The sequence below is a fragment of the Bacillus sp. PK6-026 genome, assembly GCF_054161455.1.
Window position 1 is genome coordinate 465,670 of the sequence record NZ_CP096418.1, and the last position, 21,822, is coordinate 487,491.

At 47.6% G+C, this 21,822-nt stretch carries 20 protein-coding genes and 1 pseudogene; 9 read left to right on the forward strand and 12 right to left on the reverse strand.

Features of this window, described 5'->3' with window-relative positions; genetic code table 11:
- Positions 1–22 precede the first annotated feature (22 nt).
- The 3 genes and pseudogenes from M1D59_RS02345 to M1D59_RS02355 form a co-directional block, all read right to left on the reverse strand.
- Complete coding sequence (locus M1D59_RS02345) at positions 23–976, reverse strand: methyl-accepting chemotaxis protein (RefSeq protein WP_373367326.1); 954 nt, start codon at positions 974–976, stop codon at positions 23–25.
- A pseudogene (locus M1D59_RS02350) lies at positions 977–1,741 on the reverse strand (MCP four helix bundle domain-containing protein); the annotation flags it as partial.
- Between the two features lie 135 nt (positions 1,742–1,876).
- The gene (locus M1D59_RS02355) at positions 1,877–3,238 is read right to left on the reverse strand and encodes an aspartate kinase (protein WP_026580545.1); all 1,362 of its coding nucleotides are present in this window, start codon (positions 3,236–3,238) and stop codon (positions 1,877–1,879) included.
- A gap of 277 nt (positions 3,239–3,515) precedes the next feature.
- Between M1D59_RS02355 and M1D59_RS02360 the strand changes: the two genes are divergently transcribed.
- From M1D59_RS02360 to M1D59_RS02375, 4 genes are read left to right on the forward strand one after another with little or no spacing between them, the layout of a single operon-like run.
- Positions 3,516–4,469, forward strand: coding sequence for an ABC transporter permease (locus M1D59_RS02360; RefSeq protein WP_026580546.1), 954 nt, complete (start codon positions 3,516–3,518; stop codon positions 4,467–4,469).
- Complete coding sequence (locus M1D59_RS02365; protein ID WP_059231855.1) at positions 4,459–5,403, forward strand: iron chelate uptake ABC transporter family permease subunit; 945 nt, start codon at positions 4,459–4,461, stop codon at positions 5,401–5,403. Before M1D59_RS02360 ends, M1D59_RS02365 begins: the two co-directional genes overlap by 11 nt.
- Entirely contained in the window at positions 5,403–6,161 is a 759-nt protein-coding gene (locus tag M1D59_RS02370; protein WP_020450172.1) for an iron ABC transporter ATP-binding protein, read from the forward strand. Before M1D59_RS02365 ends, M1D59_RS02370 begins: the two co-directional genes overlap by 1 nt.
- 14 nt (positions 6,162–6,175) lie before the next feature.
- A complete protein-coding gene (locus tag M1D59_RS02375) occupies positions 6,176–7,123 on the forward strand; it encodes a siderophore ABC transporter substrate-binding protein (RefSeq protein ID WP_035337207.1) in 948 nt (315 codons plus the stop codon).
- A gap of 181 nt (positions 7,124–7,304) precedes the next feature.
- Here the strand turns inward: M1D59_RS02375 and M1D59_RS02380 are convergent, their stop codons facing one another.
- The 5 genes from M1D59_RS02380 to M1D59_RS02400 all read right to left on the reverse strand — a co-directional run bounded on the left by M1D59_RS02380 (position 7,305) and on the right by M1D59_RS02400 (position 11,716).
- Positions 7,305–8,726 (reverse strand): MDR family MFS transporter, encoded by a 1,422-nt coding sequence (locus M1D59_RS02380; RefSeq protein WP_101561618.1) that lies wholly within the window; start codon positions 8,724–8,726, stop codon positions 7,305–7,307.
- 11 nt (positions 8,727–8,737) lie between these two features.
- Complete coding sequence (locus tag M1D59_RS02385; protein ID WP_020450175.1) at positions 8,738–9,625, reverse strand: TetR/AcrR family transcriptional regulator; 888 nt, start codon at positions 9,623–9,625, stop codon at positions 8,738–8,740.
- 94 nt (positions 9,626–9,719) lie between these two features.
- Positions 9,720–10,562, reverse strand: coding sequence for an isocitrate lyase/PEP mutase family protein (locus M1D59_RS02390; RefSeq protein ID WP_026580549.1), 843 nt, complete (start codon positions 10,560–10,562; stop codon positions 9,720–9,722).
- A 110-nt stretch (positions 10,563–10,672) separates the two neighbouring features.
- Positions 10,673–11,410: an NADPH-dependent oxidoreductase gene (locus M1D59_RS02395; RefSeq protein ID WP_059231859.1), complete on the reverse strand. Its 738-nt coding sequence runs from the start codon at positions 11,408–11,410 to the stop codon at positions 10,673–10,675.
- 18 nt (positions 11,411–11,428) lie between these two features.
- The gene (locus M1D59_RS02400) at positions 11,429–11,716 is read right to left on the reverse strand and encodes a putative quinol monooxygenase (RefSeq protein ID WP_020450178.1); all 288 of its coding nucleotides are present in this window, start codon (positions 11,714–11,716) and stop codon (positions 11,429–11,431) included.
- 177 nt (positions 11,717–11,893) lie between these two features.
- Between M1D59_RS02400 and M1D59_RS02405 the strand changes: the two genes are divergently transcribed.
- Positions 11,894–12,190 (forward strand): ArsR/SmtB family transcription factor, encoded by a 297-nt coding sequence (locus M1D59_RS02405; RefSeq protein ID WP_020450179.1) that lies wholly within the window; start codon positions 11,894–11,896, stop codon positions 12,188–12,190.
- Positions 12,191–12,254: 64 nt separating this feature from the next.
- On the opposite strand, the gene gabR is transcribed toward M1D59_RS02405, so the two are convergent.
- Positions 12,255–13,685 (reverse strand): MocR-like transcriptional regulator GabR, encoded by a 1,431-nt coding sequence (gene gabR, locus M1D59_RS02410; protein WP_026580552.1) that lies wholly within the window; start codon positions 13,683–13,685, stop codon positions 12,255–12,257.
- A gap of 103 nt (positions 13,686–13,788) precedes the next feature.
- On the opposite strand from gabR, the gene gabT reads away from it, so the two are divergent.
- Genes gabT through gabD form a run of 3 tightly spaced genes read left to right on the forward strand, consistent with a single transcriptional unit; the run spans position 13,789 to position 17,896 of the window.
- Positions 13,789–15,102, forward strand: a complete 1,314-nt coding sequence (gabT, locus tag M1D59_RS02415; protein ID WP_039073209.1) for a 4-aminobutyrate--2-oxoglutarate transaminase — start codon at positions 13,789–13,791, stop codon at positions 15,100–15,102.
- Positions 15,103–15,135: 33 nt separating this feature from the next.
- Positions 15,136–16,527, forward strand: coding sequence for an APC family permease (locus tag M1D59_RS02420; protein WP_130569389.1), 1,392 nt, complete (start codon positions 15,136–15,138; stop codon positions 16,525–16,527).
- Complete coding sequence (gabD, locus tag M1D59_RS02425) at positions 16,502–17,896, forward strand: succinate-semialdehyde dehydrogenase (protein ID WP_130569388.1); 1,395 nt, start codon at positions 16,502–16,504, stop codon at positions 17,894–17,896. The genes M1D59_RS02420 and gabD overlap by 26 nt, the downstream gene beginning before the upstream one ends.
- A 43-nt stretch (positions 17,897–17,939) precedes the next feature.
- On the opposite strand, the gene M1D59_RS02430 is transcribed toward gabD, so the two are convergent.
- The gene (locus tag M1D59_RS02430; RefSeq protein WP_026580556.1) at positions 17,940–18,824 is read right to left on the reverse strand and encodes a DMT family transporter; all 885 of its coding nucleotides are present in this window, start codon (positions 18,822–18,824) and stop codon (positions 17,940–17,942) included.
- 162 nt (positions 18,825–18,986) lie between these two features.
- Between M1D59_RS02430 and M1D59_RS02435 the strand changes: the two genes are divergently transcribed.
- On the forward strand, positions 18,987–19,478 hold the full coding sequence (locus M1D59_RS02435) for a hypothetical protein (protein WP_026580557.1): 492 nt from the start codon (positions 18,987–18,989) through the stop codon (positions 19,476–19,478).
- A 47-nt stretch (positions 19,479–19,525) separates the two neighbouring features.
- Here the strand turns inward: M1D59_RS02435 and M1D59_RS02440 are convergent, their stop codons facing one another.
- Complete coding sequence (locus tag M1D59_RS02440; RefSeq protein ID WP_396278985.1) at positions 19,526–20,170, reverse strand: YcnI family copper-binding membrane protein; 645 nt, start codon at positions 20,168–20,170, stop codon at positions 19,526–19,528.
- A 2-nt stretch (positions 20,171–20,172) separates the two neighbouring features.
- On the reverse strand, positions 20,173–21,819 hold the full coding sequence (locus M1D59_RS02445) for a copper resistance protein CopC (protein WP_035400577.1): 1,647 nt from the start codon (positions 21,817–21,819) through the stop codon (positions 20,173–20,175).
- Between the last annotated feature and the right edge of the window lie 3 nt (positions 21,820–21,822).

The following is a 21,822-nucleotide window of genomic DNA, read 5'->3' on the forward strand; positions in this document are numbered from 1 at the left end:
AGACAGCGTCTGGCGGGTTTTGTTAATCTTTAATTTTGAATTTCTGGATCAGGTGCTGCAGCTCTTCGGCGTTTTGCGCGAGGATCTGTGATGCGGCGGCGATTTCTTCCATTGAAGCAAGCTGCTCCTGAGTTGCCGCACTAACCGTTTGCGTGCCTCCCGCTGCTGTTTCGGCTACTTCTTTGACGCCGGAAATGGCGGTTTCGATTTCGCTTGCGCCGGCTGTCAGGTTTTTCACCAAGTTTGTCACGTCATTGATCTGTGTGACGACCTCCGTAATCGAGTTTTCGATTTTTTGGAAAGCGCCTCCCGCTTCATGAACGACGACAAGTCCTTCTTTGACTTCGCCGGTTGCCGAAATGACCGAGTTCATTGTCTGCTTCGTATCGTTTTGAATGATCGTAATCAATCTTGTAATCTGTTCTGCTGAGCGGGCCGATTGCTCGGCTAATTTCCTGACTTCATCCGCGACGACGGCAAAGCCTTTTCCTTGTTCTCCCGCCCGGGCTGCTTCAATGGCCGCGTTTAAAGCAAGCAGGTTTGTTTGTTCGGCGATGCTCGTAATCACTTCGGTAATATTTCCGATCTCATTGGAACGCTCTGTTAAATGTTTAAATGCTTCTGAGAGAGAGACGACCGTTTCATTAATAGACTTCATTTGAGTGCTCACTTTATCAATGGCTTTCGTGCCTTCAAGCGACATCTTCGCCGTCTGGTCAGCGGTGGCGGCCGCTTTTTCGGCATTTGAAGAAATTCTTCCGGCAAACTCGGTCATTCCCATAATAACGGTTCTGCTGTTTTCAACGCTTTCCACCTGCTGATCGGAGCCTACTGCAAGCTCCTGGATCGTTGTTGAGATGTATTCGCTCGCCTTTGTGCTTTCATCCGCACTGGCGCTCAGCTCTTGTGATGAAGAAGCAACTTGGTGCGACGTTTCGCCGACCGTTTCAATGATCGAACGGACGCCTCCTACCATTTTGTTAAATGATGATGTCAGCAATCCCAATTCATCTTTCGATTGATATGTTCCTTTGACAGTAAAATCGCCTTGCTCGGTTTCTGCGAACAGCGCCTGAATGTCTTTGATCGGCTTTGTGATCAGCCTTGTCATTAAGAGGCCGATCGAGATGGATAAAACAAGCGCTGCAGCAATGACAATGATGAGAAGCGTGATGATTGAACCGGCTTCTTTAGAATCCTGCTGATAGATTGTTTTGGCGTTATCAGCATTTAAGGTTTGAATGTCTTCAATGAGCTGGTTGACCGTTTCTCTTTGAGGCTCCATCTTTTTTAGATAGACGTCATATGCTTTATCATTTTCGTTCTTCACCGCCAAGCTGAGCATCTCGCTGCTGATATCTTGCAATTTCTTGTATTCGGTTTTGAAATTTTCGTATTTTTTAGAGACGTTGTCCATTAATTTCAGCTGATCGATTTTTTCCATTAAGGTGCTGTTTTCTTCGTTTTTTTCCTTAATGTGTTTTTGCAATGTTTCATTTCGATCGTTGTCTTTCGTCACCATCAGCTCGAATTTGTACGTATCAATATCAAGGTTGTTCGCTTTTAAATTTGCAAACAACTGGTTGGGAACCAATTGATCTTGATAGATGATCTCTGAACCTTTGGAAAGCTTGTTCAGCCCGCCTATCCCCTGGATGCCGACAATCGACAAAGCCAGCGCTGAAATGATAATGATGACAAATAGTTTGCTTCTGATTTTTATATTTTTCAACAGATTCATAAGTGTTCTCCCATCAGTTTATTTACTTTACATATCGGCTTTCAAAACGGTTTTGTGAATGAATTTAAGGCAGGCAATTTTAGGGAAGGGTATATTTTCTGACAGCAAAAAAACCCCATAAAAAAAGGGGTTTTTTTAAACGAGAACTTTTGCGAAAAATTCCTGGTATAACGCGCGAACCGCTTGTTTTTCCTGAGCTTCCTTAACGCCGAACATCATGCTGACTTCCGAGGAGCCCTGGTTGATCATTTCGATGTTGACACGCGCATCGGACAATGCTTTTGACGCTCTTGCCGTCGTTCCGACGTTATGGCGCATGGCTTCGCCGACGACCATAATCAGGGCAATATTGTGTTCAATCGTCACTTCATCGGCATCCAGTTCTTCCTTGATCCGTTTGATTATCCGTTTTTCTGCTGCTTGATCCATTTGATCCTGCCTTAAAATGATCGTAATATCATCAATACCGGATGGAATGTGTTCATACGTCAGCCCGTCATCTTCAAGGATTTGCAGAACGCGGCGTCCGAAGCCGATTTCGCGGTTCATTAAATATTTGCTGATGTAAATGCTGCAAAATCCGCTGTCGCTGGCGATCCCGACGACAGGTCCGTTCGTATTGTCGCGTGTGGTGACAACTCTTGTCCCCTCCGCGTCCGGATTGTTTGTATTTTTGATCTGAACCGGTATGCGCGCCCGGAAAGCAGGGATCAATGCTTCATCATGAAAGACGGAAAAGCCTGCATACGACAGCTCCCTCATTTCCCGGTATGTCAGCTCGCGGATTTCTTTCGGGTTGGATACGATCGCCGGGTTGACAGAATAAACGGCGTCAACGTCAGTGAAGTTTTCATACAACTCGGCTTTCAATCCATTCGCTAAAATGGAACCCGTAATGTCAGAGCCGCTCCGCGAAAACGTCATGACTTCGCCTTCCCGGCTGAAACCGAAGAAGCCGGGAAAGATGATGATGCCCTTTTGCTGTCTCAGCTGAAACAGATTGTCATACGACTCGGGCAGGACTTGTGCGTTGCCTGGCTCGCTCGTCACAAACAGCCCGGCGTCTTTTGGACTGACATAGTGCGCTTCAACTCCCTGGTGCCTGAAGTAAGCCGCTACCAATTTGGCATTGTTATCTTCGCCGCTTGCTTTGACCGCATCGATAAACCGTTCCGGATTTGTTTTATCACCTTCGAGCAGCTGAAGCAGGTCGGCCCGGATCCGGTCGATCACGACATCGTCAAGTCCGAGCTCAAGCGCGATATCGGCATACCGTCCGACAATCGCCTCAACCAGATCGGGCGCTTTTTTTGATGATAAGTACTGTTCGGCGCATTCGATTAAAAGGTCCGTTACTTTCGTATCCTCGGGGTGCCGTTTTCCGGGTGCTGATACAACGACGGCCTTCCTTTCCGGATCAGAAGTGACAATTTGAAATACTTTCTCTAGCTGAGCCCCTGAAGCGAGCGAGCTGCCCCCAAATTTAACGACTTTCATTTGTTACATCTCCCAAAGTTTAAATTTTCGAAATAAATTTAATCTTAATTATTGCGCTTTTTACAAGAAGAATCAAGGTTTTTCTTTCAGGAATGAACAAATGTATTTTTGAGGAGGACTAAAGATGGGGAAATCGCATGGTTTCAACCTTTGTATCTATTAATCTTATTGACTATGTCAGAAAAAATGGTAAGATATATGAAGACCCTTATTGATAATGATAATCATTAACGTCGGCGGAGGGGTTTGCTTTGTTGTGCAAGGAGGCTACTGCAGCATGAAATTACGATACTTATTGCTAATGCTCATCATTCTTTCAATCAGCTCGATATTCATCGGCGTTAAGGAGCTTTCGCCTCTTGATCTTTTCCGCTTTAACGAGGACGAAATTCAAACGCTTTACATAAGTAGAATTCCGCGCTTGATTAGCATCGTGCTTGCGGGAATGAGCTTGAGCATTTGCGGGCTGATCATGCAGCAGCTAACGCGCAATAAATTTGTTTCACCGACCACCGCTGGAACGATGGATTGGGCGAGGCTCGGTGTGATCATTGCGATCGTGCTTTTTTCGTCTGCAGGAATTGTGGTTAAAATACTGTTTGCCTTTGTTTTTGCACTGTTTGGCAGTTTTTTGTTCGTCAAAATTTTGGACAGAATCAAGTTCAAAGATGCGATCTTCATCCCTCTCGTCGGTATGATGCTCGGAAGTGTTGTCAGCGCCATCTCCACTTTCATGGCTTATCAGTACAATATCATTCAAAACGTCAATGCATGGTTTGAAGGGAATTTTTCGCTGGTCATGAAGGGGAGGTATGAGCTCTTATTTCTGAGTATACCGCTCGTTATCATTGCCTATCTGTTCGCCAATAAATTTACGTTGGCCGGGATGGGGGAGTCTTTTTCCATCAATCTTGGATTGAATTATAAGCGGGTGGTCAATATCGGATTGATCATCGTATCTATTATTTCGTCCGTCGTCATCCTGACGGTCGGCACGCTTCCCTTTTTGGGATTGATCATCCCGAACATCGTGTCCATCTACAGGGGAGATCATTTGAAAAACAGCCTGCCTCATACGGCGGTTCTCGGAGCCGTTTTCGTCTTGTTTTGCGATATAGCGGGACGTCTCGTCATTTACCCGTACGAAATTTCGGTTGGTTTGATGGTCGGCATCATCGGGAGCGGCGTTTTTCTTTACTTGCTTTTAAGGAGAAAAGCCTATGCGTCATAAACAGAAAATGCTTATACTCATCGTGATAGCGGCAGCCTGCATCAGCTTGTTTCTGTTCTACGGATTGCCGTCTGTATGGGAATATGCGCTTCCGCGGAGGTTTGCCAAAGTTTTTGCGATCATCGTTGTCGGTACAGCCATTGCGTATTCGTCGATGATTTTCCAAACGATCACAAACAACAGAATTTTGACGCCGAGCATCCTCGGACTCGATTCTCTCTATGTTCTGCTGCAAACCGGGATTATTTACTTTTTCGGTGCAGCCAAACTTGCCGATCTTGGTAAAAACGGCAATTTTTTATTGTCAACCGGTTTGATGGTCTGTTTTTCATTTGTGTTGTTTTTCCTGATGTTTCGCCGCGGGGGAAGGCACATCTTCTTGCTGCTGTTAGTTGGAATCGTATGCGGCACATTGTTCAGAAGCCTGTCATCCTTTATGCAAATGCTGATCGATCCGAACGAGTTTCAAGTTGTTCAAAACAAGATGTTTGCCAGCTTCAACAATTTGAACACGGACATTTTAATGCTTGCTTCGCTCATCATTCTGGCGATTCTCGTTTACGCTTGGCGGTATAATCCGTACTTTGATGTCATTTCGCTCGGCAGGGATCAAGCCGTCAACCTCGGAATCGATTACGACCGGACGGTGAAGAAAATGCTGATCGTCGTCGCCGTTCTCGTCTCCGTGTCTACTGCACTTGTAGGGCCGATCACATTTTTGGGGCTGCTCGTCGTCAATGTGGCGCGGGAAGTATTTAAAACGTATAAGCACAGCGTCCTGATTCCCGGAGCGGTTTTGTTCAGCATCATTGCGCTTGTCGGGGGCCAGTTCATTGTTGAAAAGCTGTTTGGTTTAACGGTGACGCTTGTTGTGATCATTGATTTTATCGGCGGGATTTATTTTATTTACCTGTTGCTGAAGGAGCGTAAATGATGATAGAAGTACGAGATATCATGAAACAATTCGGAGAGCAGACCGTTGTTCATCCCACGACTTTAACGATAAAAAAAGGAATGATCACGTCCTTCATCGGACCGAACGGAGCGGGGAAAAGCACGCTTTTGTCCATCATCAGCAGGCTGATCGGCATGGACGCCGGAAAAGTGCTGATTGACGGCAAGGAAATCAGCGCATACAAAAGCAATGATTTAGCCAAAAAAATCAGCATTTTAAAGCAGTCCAACCAGATCAACATCAGGCTGACTGTCAGGGAGCTCGTCAGTTTCGGCAGATTTCCTTATTCACAGGGAAGGCTCTCGAAAGAGGACTGGGCATATGTCGACGAAGCGATTGATTATATGAAGCTGAGAGAGATTGAGCATAAACACCTCGATCAGTTGAGCGGCGGCCAGTGCCAGCGTGCTTTTATCGCAATGGTCATCGCTCAGGATACCGACTATATATTGCTTGATGAACCATTAAATAACCTCGATATGAAACATTCAGTAGAGATAATGAAGCTCTTGAAAGACCTTGTCGAAAATCGCGGTAAAACGATCGTCATTGTCATTCATGACATTAATTTTGCCTCGGTTTATTCAGACAGAATCGCAGCCCTGAAAAACGGGCGGATTGTAAAAGAGGGGCCGGCGGAAGACATTATCCAAACGCCGGTGCTGAAAGACATCTATGATATGGACATTCCGATTCAACAAATCGGAGATCAAAAAATCTGTGTATATTTTAAATGATGAGGTGACTTGAATTGAAAAAACTATCTTTATTGATTATGGCATTGATAACCGTTCTTGTCGTAGCCGCCTGCGGAAACAAAGCTGCTGATACAGATGCAAAATCTTCCTCTAAAAAAGAAACCGTCACAATTAAACATAACAGCGGTACAACAGATGTACCGAAAAACCCGAAAAAAGTCGTTGTCTTCAACTTCGGAATGCTTGACACGCTTGACGAGCTTGGCTTGAGCGATCGCGTTGTCGGCCTTCCGAAACAAACCCTCCCGTCTTACTTGAAAAAATACAAAGACAGTAAATACGAAAGCGTCGGCGGACTAAAAGAGCCTGATTTTGAAAAAATTGCAGAGCTTGACCCCGATTTGATCATCATCGAAGGCAGACAGTCTGAGCAGTATGACGAGTTTAAAAGGATCGCACCGACGATCGACATCGAGCTTGACCAGAAGAACTACATGAACAGTTTTAAAGAAAATACCGAAAATATTGGAAAAATCTTCGGTAAAGAAGATGCTGTCAAAGAAGCTCTTGCGAAAATCGATGATAAAGTAGAGAAAGCCAACAAGCTTGCGAAAGAAAAAGGCGGCAAAGGATTGGTCGTCTTAACAAGCGATAAACAAATCAGCGCGTATGGAAGCGGCTCAAGATTCGGTTTGATCCATGATGTGCTCGGCGTTGAACCTGTCGACAAAAACATCGAGGCTTCCCTTCACGGTCAAAGCGTCTCTTCCGAGTATATTTCTGAAAAGAACCCTGATTACCTGTTTGTCATCGACCGAAGCGCTGCCATCGGCGAAAAAGGAACAGCAAAAGAAGTCATTGAAAATGAAATTGTAAAATCAACAAAAGCTTATAAAAAGAGCCATATCACATATCTTGATCCAGGTTACTGGTACCTGTCAGGCGGAGGTCTTGAGTCCGTATCTGAAATGGTGACAGAAGTTGAAAATGGATTAAAATAAAAGAGCGAGGCTGCCGGTGTATCCGGCAGCCTTTTTGTCTGTTCAGGAGAAGAATTCGAATGATATTCATTTCATATGAAAGGAGACGCAGAGCAGGTCTTCATGCTTCTTACGCTGCAAGGGATCAAATATATCAAACCATATAAAAACACGCCAGTTTGATTGAACTGGCGTGTCAGGATCAGCGCGCCGGCTGGCCTTGTTTGTCGGCCTGCGGCTTCTTTTTCAATGTGAACGAAAGGATAAATCCGATCAGCGCCAAGACAGCGGCCACGATAAAGGCGGAATTCATGCCGTGAATGAGCGCATTTAACGGGTTAGATGCGGCAGCGTTTTTGGCTGAATTGCTCATGACGGAAATCAAAACGGCCGTGCCGATTGAACCGCCGATCTGGCGCATCGTATTGTTCATCGCTGTTCCGTGCGGGATGAGATGCATCGGAAGTGCATTGATGCCAGCGGTTGTGAGAGGCATCATAATCATGGAAGTGCCCATCATCCGCAGCGTATAAATGACGATAATAAATGTCAGCGAAGTATCCATTTGCAGATCCGCAAACGGGATCGACGTCAGCAGCAAGACGGCAAAACCGATAATCGCAAGACCTTTTCCGCCGATCTTGTCAAAAATCCGGCCGATGATCGGCGACATGATGCCCATTGCTATCGCGCCCGGCAGAAGCATCAGCCCGGAATCGAAAGCTGTCACGTCTCTGACGTTTTGCGTATACAGCGGCAAAATGGTTTCAGTACCGATCATTAATGCAAAAACGATCATACCGAGGAGCGTTGTTATCGTAAAAGTCCACGATTGGAAAACGCGAAACTCGAGTATCGGCCTTTTGATTCTTAATTGTCTAGAGATAAAGAAGAACAGAGCGACCGCACCGACTGCAAAGGAAATTAAAACGGTATTGCTTCCCCAGCCTTCTGATCCGGCGTTGCTGAAACCGTACAATAAACCGCCGAAACCCAGGCTGGACAGGATAATAGATAAGATGTCCACTGATGTTTCTCTCAATTTCGTAACGTTTTTCATCAGTAAGATGACAAGCACAAGATCAATCAGGGCAATTGGCAGAATAATATAAAATAAGTATCTCCATGTAAAGCTGTCGACGATCCAGCCTGACAATGTCGGTCCGATGGCCGGTGCAAATGCGATGACCAAACCGACCATACCCATTGCAGCCCCGCGTTTTTCAACCGGGAAAATCGTTAAAAAGATCGTCTGCATGAGCGGCATCATAATTCCCGCACCCGCGGCCTGGATGATTCGCGCCGCAAGGAGAACCGGGAAGTTAGGCGCAACTGCGCCGACGACCGTTCCCGCCACAAAGATGCTCATCGCGGCGATGACGAGCGCGCGGCTCGAAAATTTTTCGATTAAAAAGGCGGTAATCGGAATGAGAATCCCGTTTGTCAGCATGAACGCCGTTGTCAGCCATTGAGCTTTTGTAGCGTCTATGTTTAAGTCTGCCATAATATGCGGCAGTGCCGTAACCAGAAGCGTTTGGTTCAAGATCGCGATAAACGCCCCTGCAATGAGCAAACCTACGATGATATTTCTGTTGTATGTCTGTTGTTCAGTTCCTGTGTTCATATCAATCCCTCTTATTCTTTGATACTAATTGTTTGTATTTGTGAAACATCGCATTGTAGCGCCTCGATTTTTCCAAGGTAATCAAGGAGAGCCTTAATTAAATACGTGCGGGGCTCATTGGCGAAAAGCTCCTCGCTCAGCAAATCTGCGGCAGACAGCAATTCTGTCACGGAAACGTCGTCTTGTGGCAGCGAGGAAATCTTGTTTTTCAGTTTTTGCAAAAGGTCTTCAAGCAATTCCTCTTTTTTGGGCGGTGCCCAGCATGATGAGAAATTCGTATAGGAGGCAATAATGTCTTCATTTAATGAACTTTTCTGATCTTCGTTCAGCTTTTTCTCTATGAAGAGATCCAGAACCGACATAATGAATGGCGGAATCGTTTTAACGTCGGGCTGCGCTTTTCCAGTGCCGACTAAAAACAGGAATTCTCTCATCAAACCGTGGAAAATGATGACGATATCCCATATAAACGGTTCCACCTCTTCGCCGTACGCTTGAATGATAGAGTCTTTATGCCAGCTGATGATCAGCGATTTTGTTTCTTTCAGATGCTTTTTAAATACCGCGGTATCCGGAGACGATCCCTCATTGGAGAGGAAATTGATAAATTGGCGGTTTTCCCTGAATTCCGTAATCTCCAAAGCGATTTTTTTAGCGAGTCTTTCTTTTGGCGTCAGCGAGGTTTCCGTATTGATGATGGCGCTTTTGTTCAGCATTTCATGCTTTCTGAACTTGATCAATGCCAGCAGAAGATCTTCTTTAGATTGAAACAGTTTATAAATAGATGCTTTTGACATTTTGCATTCTTCAGCGATCGCTTGCATTGCAACGTTATGATAGCCTTTTTGGGCAAACAGCTTTTTGGCGGCCCTTAAGACTGCTGCTCTTTTTTCGTTCATTCCGGCTCCTTCTTTCGCAATGATAAAACTCATGGGTTACGAAAAAACCCATGAGTTTTCATAAATGAAATATTAACAGACCGAACTGTTTAGGTCAACGATTTTGTTTTGGGTTACGATGAAGGCTGATCCAATCGGCAGCTTCGCCGTATGAAAGGACTCCGTCCGTCATATGACTGAAGGAGCCGCGGGTGATGATGTCTTCACCGATCTTTTTCACCAGCGACAGGGCGGCTCTGAACGGGGCGGATCCGCAGCTGATTCTTTCGATCCCCAGTTCGGAAAGAATTTGTAAAGAGGGAGTGTGTGAGCCGGCCAGTACGTTGAGTGGTCCGGGTATATCTTTTCTCAGCCCGGCAATGGTGCCTGTATCATTGGCTCCGGGGATAAAGATGCAGTCCGCGCCTGCTTGTCTGTACCGATTTGCCCGCCGGACGGCTGTTTGAAGCCGGGAACCGGGAGCGTCTGCATTGAGCCAGTATACATCCGTGCGGGCATTGATCAAAACAGGAAGGTTCAGTTTTTTGACAGCCGCAATTTTTTCTTCCATTAATGTTGCATCACAAAGCGGCCGGCAGGGGTCTTTCGTTCCGTCTTCAATATTCATACCGACAACGCCGGCCGCTGCGGCTTTTTTTGCGTTTTCAGCAACTGCTTCCGGTGATTGGCCGTAACCCGCTTCAAGATCTGCGCTGACGGGAATATCGACGGCATCCGTGATGGTTTTCAGGACGGAAAGCAATGTTTCAAAAGGGAGATGTTCGCCGTCGGGATAGCCGAGGGACATGGCAATTCCGGCGCTGGTTGTGCCGACTGCTTTAAAACCGCAGTTTTGAAACGCTTTGGCGCTGGCCGCATCCCAGGCATTCGGCAGAACGAACGGGCCTGACTGATGATGGAGGTCTAGAAATGCTTTATATTTTGCAAATGGTTTCATGTCTTCCACTCCTTTTTTACATAGTGTAAAGGTAAAGACCTTCGATGCTCATCGAAATGTGGAATGGAACGCATGAAAAAAGGCTATCGATCACCGATAGCCTAAAGTATCTATTCGAGTTTAAATCCTTGTTTCTCAAGCATCTCACGGATGTGAGGGTAATACACTTTATTGTAATAAGCGGATATGCCCTGAGACCAGTTTCTTGTTTCCTGTCCGTTTGTCCGTTTTGTCATGTATTCGGATATTTCTTCATCGTACGCGTCTATCAGCGGTTTTAAGTCAGGTTGATAGGTTTCGCTGTGCCTTACCGCTTGTTCAGGAAGTCGCGGCTTTTTCGCGGAGCGGTCCGCCGGATGGCCGACGACAAGCCCTGCGACAGGGAAGACGTATTCGGGAATATTGAGCAGCTCGATCAGTTCTTCTGCACGGCCGCGGACAGCGCCGATCGGCACAGTGCCAAGCCCCATCGATTCAGCGGCCGCTGTGGCCGTACCGAGAGCGATGCCTGCGTCGACAGCTCCGACAAGCACGGATTCCATTCCGTCTGTGATCGCAAGCGTTTCGCCGTTTTTCTCAAGGGCGATTTTCGCACGGTTGAAGTCCGCGCAGAACAAAAGGAAAACGGGGGCCTGCTCGATCCAGACCTGTCCGCCGGCCAATTCGGCGATTTTCTTTTTCCGTTCTTCATCTTGAACCGTAATCACGGTGACCTGCTGGCCGTTGATTGAAGTCGGTGCGGCTTGAACGGCTTGAATGATCTTGTCCAGCTGTTCAGGGTTCACGGGCTCATCTGTATAGCTGCGAATCGATCTATGGTCTGTCAATGATTTCAATACTTCATTCATTTAAACGTCATCCTTTCTTTAATCCGGTGTGTGCGTTTTAACCACATTCAGCGGTTCTGATAAAAGGTCGCCCGCGGCTTGAACGAAAGCTTGAAAATGCTCTGTCTGATTATGGGCGTCAATTGCGTTTTGATCTTTCCATTGCTCAAGCATGACAAATGTATTGGCATGTTCGGTATCTTCAAACAGCTGGTATTGGGCATTGCCGGCTTCAGCTCTTGAATGTTTAAGCAGCGGTTGTACGCTTTCGAGAAAGGCGTTGCGTTTTTCTGGTTTTACTTTCATATAGGCTTGCAATACGATCATCGGTTCAAACCTCCGTCATGTCATTTAGAATTCCTTTGCGTGTACGTTGTATACACATTGAATTGATTGTTCGAAAATCATCGAACAATTGCATCGTAACATGTCTTTGCTTTGGCGGCAACCTATTTGCCTTCTTGACGAATTGTCTTGAAGTTAGGATTATGATACATTTAACCCATGAAAACAAATGAAATGAAGTTAATATCTGTTCTCCATGCCTTGAGTGATCCATACAGGCTTGAGATTGTCAAAGCCCTGGCTGACACAGCCGAGAAAACGTGCGGTACATGCACAAATCTCAATATCGCAAAGTCTACGCTGTCCCACCATTTCAAGGTGCTGAGAGAAGCGGGGCTACTCAAAGTCCGCATTGAAGGGAAGCATCATTATTACTCCCTCTGCAAACGGGAATTGGAGGAGCAGTTTCCGGGACTGATTGAGGCGGTTCTCCAGGTAGAGAAGGAACGGTGGTAAACGGGCAGACGTTGGCTTTCTAAAGCCAAGTTGATACCGGCAGGAGCGAACCTGCCGGTATTTTTTAAAACTTCTCATCACCGCATACCGCTTCATAAAGCTTGGCAGTCCCTTTGTCGATCTGATCGGCAGCGATTTTAGCAAATCCAAGCACGAGCGATACTGTTCCTTCATGTTTTGTCTGCTCTTTCTTTAACGTAAACCGGTTCATGCCGTAAACCTCGACCCGTCTATCCTTTGCTCTTGATAAAACCTCTTCTTCACTTCTATCTGTTTCAAAATCGGCCACAAAGTGAAGGCCTGCGCTTTCGCCTTTAATTTTCACCCGGCCGTTAAAGGTTTTGACAAGGCTTCCGATCAGCCTTGTCCGCTTTTCTTCGTAAATCTGGTTCATTTTCTTGATGTGCTTTTGGTATTCCCCTGATTCGATCAATTCCTGCAAGGCGAGCTGTGTTAAAACGCTGCTCGATTGAATCGAGAAATGGTGCCTTTTTCTGTATCGCTTCAGCAGCTTTTGCGGCAGTACCATATAGCTGATTCTCAGACCCGGAAGAAGCGATTTTGAAAACGTGCCGATATAGATGACTTTCTCAGAGCGGTCAAGGCTTTGCAGGGCGGGGATCGTATCGCTCCCATATTTGAATTCGCTGTCATAATCGTCTTCCACAATATAGCGGTTTTCCCCGTCGGAAACCCAATTTAAAAGCTGAATCCTTCTCGATACCGGCATAATGATTCCTGTTGGAAACTGGTGTGAAGGCGTGACAAATAAAACATCCGGATTCAGACGGTGAATCTCGCTGATCCGCATTCCTTTATGATCGAGCTGAATCGTGGCCACTTCTTTCCCTTCATTTTTCAGCAGTCGATAAATGCGGCTGTATCCCGGCTCCTCCATCGCATAGACGGCTGAGGCGGGGAGAAGATCCTGAAGCGTATGAATTAAGGACTGCGTGCCTGCGCTGATCACGATTTGTTCGGGGTGACACTTGACGCCTCTCGTTAAAGCGATAAACCGTGCGATCGTTTGGCGCACTTCGTAGACACCTTGCGGATGCGTCATTTCTCCAAGTTCGTTTACATGAGAAGAAACCGCTTTCTGTTCACAGCGAAGCCATGTTTTAAATGGAAAATGCGCCGTATCGACGCTCATATGGGAAAACGATATCCAGCCGTCTTTGCTTGCCGGCTTTTCAACCAGTTCTTTTTCCAATTGAAAAGGGCCGGGATGGCGGCTGGCATGGAACGTTTCGATCTGCTCTACAAAAAAGCCTTTTCTTTCACGTGAATAAAGATAACCTTCTGCCAGAAGCTGCTGGTAGGCAGCGTTGACCGAATTAATGCTGACGTTCAATGCTTCGGCGAGCTCGCGCTTGGAAGGGAGTTTTTTTCCCGGCAAAAGATTGCGGCTGAAAATTTCTTCTTTAATCCGTTGATAGATTTGGTGATAAATATAATCCGCATCCTTGGAGCGGTCAATCGGTATCGTAATCATAGCGCCTCCCCCCTGGTACCATTGAAAATTAATGATTGGTACTTTTCATCATACCAAAAAATATTCAGAATTATAAGAAATAAGAGTGGGGGAGAGATTTTTTATGAGTCTGAACACAAAAGCATTCACAACGGAAGATTGGCAGGCCAAACGGGATCAATTTGTGGCAAGGGGTGTCTCCAACGGAAACCGTCATCTGGCCGCTAAAGGGGAAGGGGCCGTTTTATACGATATTGACGGGCGCCGTTTTATCGATTTTGCCGGGGCGATCGGTACATTAAATGTCGGGCATTCACATCCGAAAGTTGTAGAAGCTGTCAAGCAACAGGCCGAACAGCTCATTCATCCGGGTTTTAACGTCATGATGTATCAAGCCTATATCGAATTGGCGGAAAAACTTTGCCGGCTTGCACCGGGCTCACACGAGAAAAAAGCGATTTTCCTGAACTCGGGGGCGGAAGCCGTAGAAAACGCCGTGAAAATATCCAGAAAATATACGAAGCGTCAAGCAGTCGTTTCTTTTACCCGCGGATTCCACGGGCGCACAAACATGACGATGAGCATGACGAGCAAGGTAAAACCATACAAATTCGGATTCGGCCCTTTTGCACCTGAAGTATATCAGGCGCCGTTTCCTTACTACTATAGAAAACCTGAAGGGATGACTGATGAAAGCTACGATGACATGGTTATTCAGGCATTTGACGATTTCTTCGTCTCGTCTGTTGCTCCGGAGACGGTCGCTTGCGTTGTCATGGAGCCGGTGCAGGGAGAAGGAGGATTTATTATTCCTTCCAAACGGTTTGTGCAGCATGTCGCAGCCTTCTGTCAAAAACACGGCATCGTTTTTGTCGCCGATGAGATCCAAACAGGCTTTTCCAGAACAGGCAAATATTTTGCGATTGAGCATTTTGATGTCGTTCCTGATCTTGTGACGGTGTCAAAATCGCTGGCTGCCGGTGTTCCGCTCAGCGGTGTCATCGGCCGGGCGGAAATGCTTGATGCGGCGGATCCGGGGGAACTCGGGGGCACATACGCCGGAAGTCCGCTTGGATGCGTAGCCGCTTTGGCAGTGCTCGATATTATCGAATCGGAACAGCTCAACAAACGCTCTGAAGAAATCGGCAAAGCCATTGAAGAGCGAGCGCATGAATGGAAGGTGAAATATCCGCAGATTGGTGAAGTTCGCAGACTTGGCGCGATGGCGGCGCTTGAAATTGTCCGGGACGAAAAGACACGGGAGCCGGACAAAGCCGCTGCGGCCAAGATTGCCAAGTACGCCAATGAACACGGCCTGCTCTTGTTGACGGCAGGTATCAATGGCAACATTATCCGTTTTCTGTCTCCGCTTGTTATTACTGATGAATTGCTTGAGGAAGGGTTCGGCATCATCGAAGAAGCGCTGAAACAGCTCTAGTTTGACATCTTCTAAAGGAAGGGGCGGATATAGATGGGTAAACAGCAAATGAAAAAAACGATGTCGCAGACGGATGTGCTATTTTTAGCAATCGGGGCTATGCTCGGCTGGGGCTGGGTCGTCCTTTCCGGCGACTGGATTTCGACAGCCGGTTTTTTGGGCAGCACCATCGCATTTATCATCGGCGGCATACTGGTCATCTTAATCGGGTTAACATACGCGGAGCTGTCTTCTGCCATCCCTGAAACGGGGGGCGGCTTGATTTTCGTCTACAGGGCGTTTGGTCGGAAAACGGCTTTTGTCGCCGCTTGGGGTGTGCTTTTCGGCTATGTTTCGGTGATCACATTTGAGGCGGTCGCATTGCCGACTGTCATCGATTACGTCCTGCCTGTCGAACATCAGGGGTTTCTCTGGTCGCTTAGCGGCTGGGACGTGTATGTCACTTGGGTGTTGATCGGTTCAGGGGGTGCGGTCGTCCTGACCGCGCTCAATTACTTCGGCGTCAAGCCGGCCGCGATTTTTCAGTCGGTTTTTACGATCGCGATTATCGCCACGGGCTTTCTCCTTTTGGGCGGCGCCTTGGTAAACGGTGATGTCGAACATGTACAGCCCCTTTTTAAAGACGGGTTCTCCGGGATGATGTCCGTCCTCGTCATGATACCGTTTCTGTTTGTCGGATTTGACGTCATCCCACAGGTTGCGGCTGAAATTAATGCCCCGAAAAAAATCATCGGCAAAATTTTGATTATTTCGATTGTCAGTGCGGTCGTGTTTTATTTGCTGATTGTTTTCGGCGTGACGATGGGGCTGTCAGAAAGCGAGCTTGCAACGACTTCTTTGGCGACCGCGGATGCAATGGTCAATCTGCTCGGGAACCAGCTGTTCGGCACGGTGCTTGTCCTCGGCGGAGTCGCCGGCATCATTACAAGCTGGAACGCATTTATCATCGGCGCGAGCCGCATTCTGTTTGCCATGTCTGAAAAAGGCATGGTGCCGAAATGGTTCGGTTTCATCCATCCGAAGTATAAAACGCCGACGAACGCGATTTTGTTTCTGGGAGCGCTGGCATTTTTTGCACCGCTGCTCGGGCGCCCTGCCCTTGTTTGGATCGTCAATGCAGGGGGAACAGGTATTATAGTCGGATATTTGATCGTGTCGATTGCATTCATGAAACTGAGAAAGACAGAGCCGGATTTAAACAGGCCGTATAAAATCAATAAGTGGAAAACGACGGGTATATCTGCTATCCTCTTAAGTGTTATCTTTCTTGCCTTTTATTTGCCAGGCATGCCGGCCGCGCTCACATGGCCGTATGAGTGGCTGATCTTGGCAGGATGGACATTGATCGGTTTTCTTTTATACAACAGCAGTTCAAAACGTAAAGGGGAGGAGATTCAACATGACCAGCATGCTAGAAGTATATAATCCTGCGACTGGAGAAAAAATCAAATCGGTTCCCCAGCAATCTGCAAAGGAAGTCGAAGAGGCAGTCGTACGCTCGCATGAAGCATTTCAAAAATGGTCGAAAACATCGGCTTCAGAACGAGCGGGCTTACTGAAAAAATGGTTCGATTTGATTGTGGAGCAGAAGGACGAGCTGGCAAAATTAATTACGCTTGAAAACGGCAAGCCGTACGCTGAAGCACAGGGAGAAGTCATATATAGCGCAGGCTATATCGAATGGTATGCGGAGGAAGCAAAACGCATCTACGGAAGAACGGTTCCCGCATCTGTGACGAACAAGCGCATCATCGTCACGCGCCAGGGAGTCGGTCCTGTTGCGGCGATTACCCCGTGGAACTTTCCGGCGGCGATGATCACGCGAAAAGCGGCACCGGCTTTGGCGGCAGGCTGTACCTTTATCATCAAGCCTGCGCCTGACACGCCTTTAACGGCGCTTGAGCTCGTTCGCCTCGGCCACGAAGCGGGCATTCCGAAAGACGTCCTTCAGTGTGTGATCGGCGACGGAAAAGAGATCGGTTCTATTTTTACAAGCCATCCGCTGATCCGCAAGATTACGTTTACCGGGTCAACGCCTGTCGGCAAACATTTAATGAAAAACAGCGCCGAGACGGTGAAGCATGTGTCAATGGAGCTCGGCGGCCATGCTCCGCTGATCGTTGATGAAGATGCCAACATCGACCTCGCCGTTAAACAGACGATGCTGTCGAAATACAGGAATGCCGGACAAACGTGCGTCTGTGCAAACCGTCTGATCGTTCATGAATCGGTTAAGGATGAATTTGCAGAAAAACTCCGCGCGGAAGTCGCCAAGCTGAAAGTCGGAAACGGACTTGAAGAAGGTGTATCAATCGGCCCGGTCATCAATAAAAACGGCTTCCAAAAAATAGTTGATCAAATCAATGACGCGGTGGATAAAGGGGCGAAAGTTCTCATCGGCGCCGAATACGAAAGCGATGATGAGAAATCATGCTACTTTGTCCACCCGACAGTGCTGACGGATGTTGATCCTTCAATGACGATCATGCATGAGGAAACATTCGGTCCCGTTGCGCCGATTACGACTTTTAAAACGCTGGACGAAGCAGTCAAGCTCGCCAATGATACGCCTTACGGTTTAGCGGCATACTTCTTTACGGAAAACTACCGCCGCGGCATCTATTTATCCGAAAATCTTGATTACGGCATTCTCGGCTGGAATGATGGCGGACCGTCAACCGTTCAGGCGCCTTTCGGCGGCATGAAGGAAAGCGGCATCGGACGCGAAGGCGGACAGGAAGGCATCGAGCCGTATTTGGAAACAAAATATTTGTCTATCGGTTTGGATGAATAACAAGACAACATGAAAACCCGCCCGCATATCCACGGGCGGTTTTTTACGCTTTCACTTGTTCAGCGTTCATTTTATTCTTTTTGGGCTGATAGGAAATATAAAAAATGCCCAGCAGAAGCAATGCGATTCCGGCCCAGGAAACAAGAGGCAGCGATTCCTTGACAAGCACGGTTCCTAAAAGCGACGCCGTGAGCGGTTCAGCCAGCGACAGGGTCACCGCTGTTGAGGCGGGTACTTTTGCCAATCCTGTCGTAAATAACAGGTACGCGGCACCGGTTGCAATGACGCCGATATAGAGGCTGACAGCCGATCCCTGAACCGATAAGATCCAGCTCAAATCGTACAGAAACAACAACGGGGCAAGCAATACAGCGCTTAAAAAGAACACGGTGCCTGTGACAGCCTCCGGCTTCTGCTGTTGCAGGAGCTTTTTGCTTGTCAGCGTATAGACGGCAAAGGAAAGACCGGCGCCGAGTGCGAGCAATATGCCGAGAAAGCTCCCTCCCGATGAGGCGGAAGGGATGAATAACAAGGATACGCCTGCTATCGCTGCAGCCGTTGCGATCCACCATTTCGCTTGGGGTACTTTTTTGAACACGAGCCATTCGAGGCAGCCGGCGATAATCGGAGCGCTGCCGATGGCGACGACCGTTCCGACGGCGATCCCTGAGAGACTGACAGCTGAAAAAAAGAAAGGCTGATAAAATGCCATGCTCAATGCTGCGATAATCAGCGTTTTAACGGGCCAGCCGCTGCGTTTTAATTGACCGCGCAAAGCCGCGAACAAGAGCAGGGTGATGCCGCCGACCGCCATTCTGACAGCGCCGAACACAAGAGGCGCCGCTTCTTCAGGCGCGAACGCCTGGGTTGTTCCCGTCGTTCCCCATAAAATGGCCGCAAGCAAGACAAACAGAATCGATACTTTCATACTCCGATCTCTCCCTACTCAATCATTCAGAACTTTTTCTATTGTAAGATAAGTTTGTCAATTTTTGAATCACCGTATTGGAAATTTTCCTGCAAAGAGGATATATTCAACGCTGGCCGAATTCATATAATGCCCTAAAACAATTAAAGTCGGAGGAAGCGGATGAAAAAACGAACAGTTTTATTATTTTTGGCGATCTTGGTTGCGGGTTGTGCGAGCGCCCAAGAAAATGATGAACAAACCAAATGGGTGAACAGCGAACAGGAAGCGATTGAGGACGGTATTCGTTACGAGAACATCACAAAAGACGATATTATAGACAAAATCGATTTAAACGGCGAACAAGTCGTCGTTTTTCGATTCGGCGATTCGGAGGGAGAGGGAATTTGCCTCGCTCACATCAAACGGGAAAACGGCAAATATCAATGGTACCGCGACTTAAATTACGCAATTGTAAAATCGGATCACCCGAAAACGGAGAGTGCGGAAGCTTCTTCACCGTTCACAACGCCTAAGGGAAGCAAGTACACGTTATATACAGGGGATGCCGCTCGCCTGAATGGAACATTTGAGACTGATGACGGGCTTCATTTAGAGGCGGTGGTCGATCAAAAAACGGGCATGTATTATCAGATCGTGCGGGATTCGAACTGAAATGGGCACAAAAAGGCTGTCGGGATATTCCCGACAGCTTTTCATTTTTACGCTTTCTTTTTGCGCACTGTCAAGAGCAGCGCAGCACCCCCAAGAAGCACGGCGAGGATCGACAGGATGAGGGAAGCGGTTTGAATCCCTTGTCCGGCTTGACCGTCTTCGTTTTCTGCGGCTGTGTTTTGTTTCGTTGAAGCGCCGTGTGCGTCAACCGTTTCGTGCCCGAGCTTTGCAGCATCGACAATGCTTGTGATCGCATGCGGGGTATCGGCGTTTTCATCGCCGGTCCACTCGACAATCGTGCCGTCTTTATAATATTGGTAAGCGTTCCAGGCGGCCTTTTGTTCTTTGTCAGGGTTTTTGGCGGTGAAAGTAAACTGTTGGAATTCACCAGGCTGAATGCCGCCGTTTTCGGCTTCCCACGTCACCCTTGTCACTTTCTCGTTTTTACCGGTTTCAGTGCTTGTTTTCCAGCCTGGCACCGGTTCATACTGCTGAAATTCAACACCGTCCGGCATGCTGAGAACGACCTTGGTTGTGGCGTTGTCTTTTTCAACCGGTACTTTGACGGTGTATGTTTCCCATGAGCCTGCTGCTGATTCTCCCGGTTTTACCGTGACATGTGCGCTGACAGGCACGGAGAAAAGCAAAAATGATGCTAGGATTGCACCCAGCCATAATGTTTTTTTAAACATAATCAAAACTCCTTTTTATTAATTTTTGCATTGAAAACCGTTCTGATCTCCTCAAATGACGCCGTTAACCCGTGAACGCGGATTTTCCAGATGCCGTCTTCGCTTAAATTTAAATTTTTCGTTTGAAAAACGCCGTCTTTATTTTTGCTGAGGCTGAACGTGCTCTCTTTGTCATCCCCGAAAAGCCCGGTTTTCTCAACGGTTAATTCGATTTTTTGAATATCTTTGACGACGTCTCCTTTTCTGTTTCTGACTGTGACTTCAAACGCATTTGAGCCCGGCATGTTCGGGCTGATTCGGAGCGACAGCGTGTTTCCTTCCGTCAATTGCTTCGTCTCACTGAAAGGCTGCGGCAGCGGTGCGGGCGGACTTGGAATATTGGTGAAAACCGCCGTGGTCACCAGAATGAGAAGTCCGACCGCCCATTCAGCCTTCAGCGAACGGGCGCCCTGCTGTTTCGGTGCTTTTCTAAAACGGAAATAGTGTAATGCCCCGAGTCCGATCATGAGAAGAACGAGGGCCGCTTTTACAAGGAGCGCTTTTCCGTAAGCCGTCCCTAGCAGGTTATCCAGTGTGTGAACAATGAAGAAGCTGTTGAAAAGGCCCGAGAATATAAGAAGCCCTGCAGAAGCGAGCGCCCATGGCGAGAAGCGCCGAATGGTTTCCCATATTAAACTTTTGTCAGGCTTCAGCCAGTCTTTTCCGAAAAACAGCACAAACATCGCGAGTCCGCCCGTCCAAATGGAAGCGGTATTCAGATGGATGAAGTTCATCACGATTGTCATATAGCCGGCGCTCGTCGAAGCGGCATGGCCGTCGAGCGATTTGACGAACAAAAGCCCGGCAAAAAGGAACAGGCTCAAGATCGCGCTCTTCAGACCTTTTCTGTTCGAACAAAAAACAAGCAAGGCGATGATGGCGATGTTGATCAGCCACAGCATTCCGCCCGTCGTATTCAGAAGCGTTTCTTGCAAAAGCGAAGGCTGGAAAGCCCCGATCCAGGAAACGCCCGCGTTTACTTTGGTTTGCAGGGGCAGCTGAATGATGATGGCGGCCCCTGTCAATAAGAGCGCCGCATTCTTGATCCGCTTCAGACGGCGCCGTTTGCCACCCGGCCAGCCGTTTTCAGGGCGGTACCATACGAGCTGAAAGAGAGCGGCCCCCATGAACAGGGAGAAACCGGTATACAAAAGGACGCGTTCCATGACGGTATCGGCTGCCGGCAGGCCTGATGCTTGTTTTTGCTGATCTTTCGGCAGCCCGCCTTGAATGTTTCCGATGCTGAAAGGGATCGTGCCTGATACGGGATGCCCGTCTGCTGATACAGCTCTCCATTCGGCCGAGTAGATATCATCCTTCAATTTCGGTTTCAGCATGACGGTCATGATTTTGGCGTTTTGCGGATCGATTTCCGTTTTGCCGGAATCAACGCGCTCACCCGACGAATTTCTGACCGTTATCGAATGAAACCCGTTCTGAATCGCTTCATTGAATTCGATCTTGATTTCTGCAGGCGCTTTTTTCAGCTCCTGATTTTCAGCGGGAGTTGATTTTACGATATATGCGTGAGCAAAAGCGGCTTTTGGCAGCAGAATGATACAAAGAACAGCGAGAACTGTCCAGAGTGTTGCTCTTTTCATCACATTCATCCA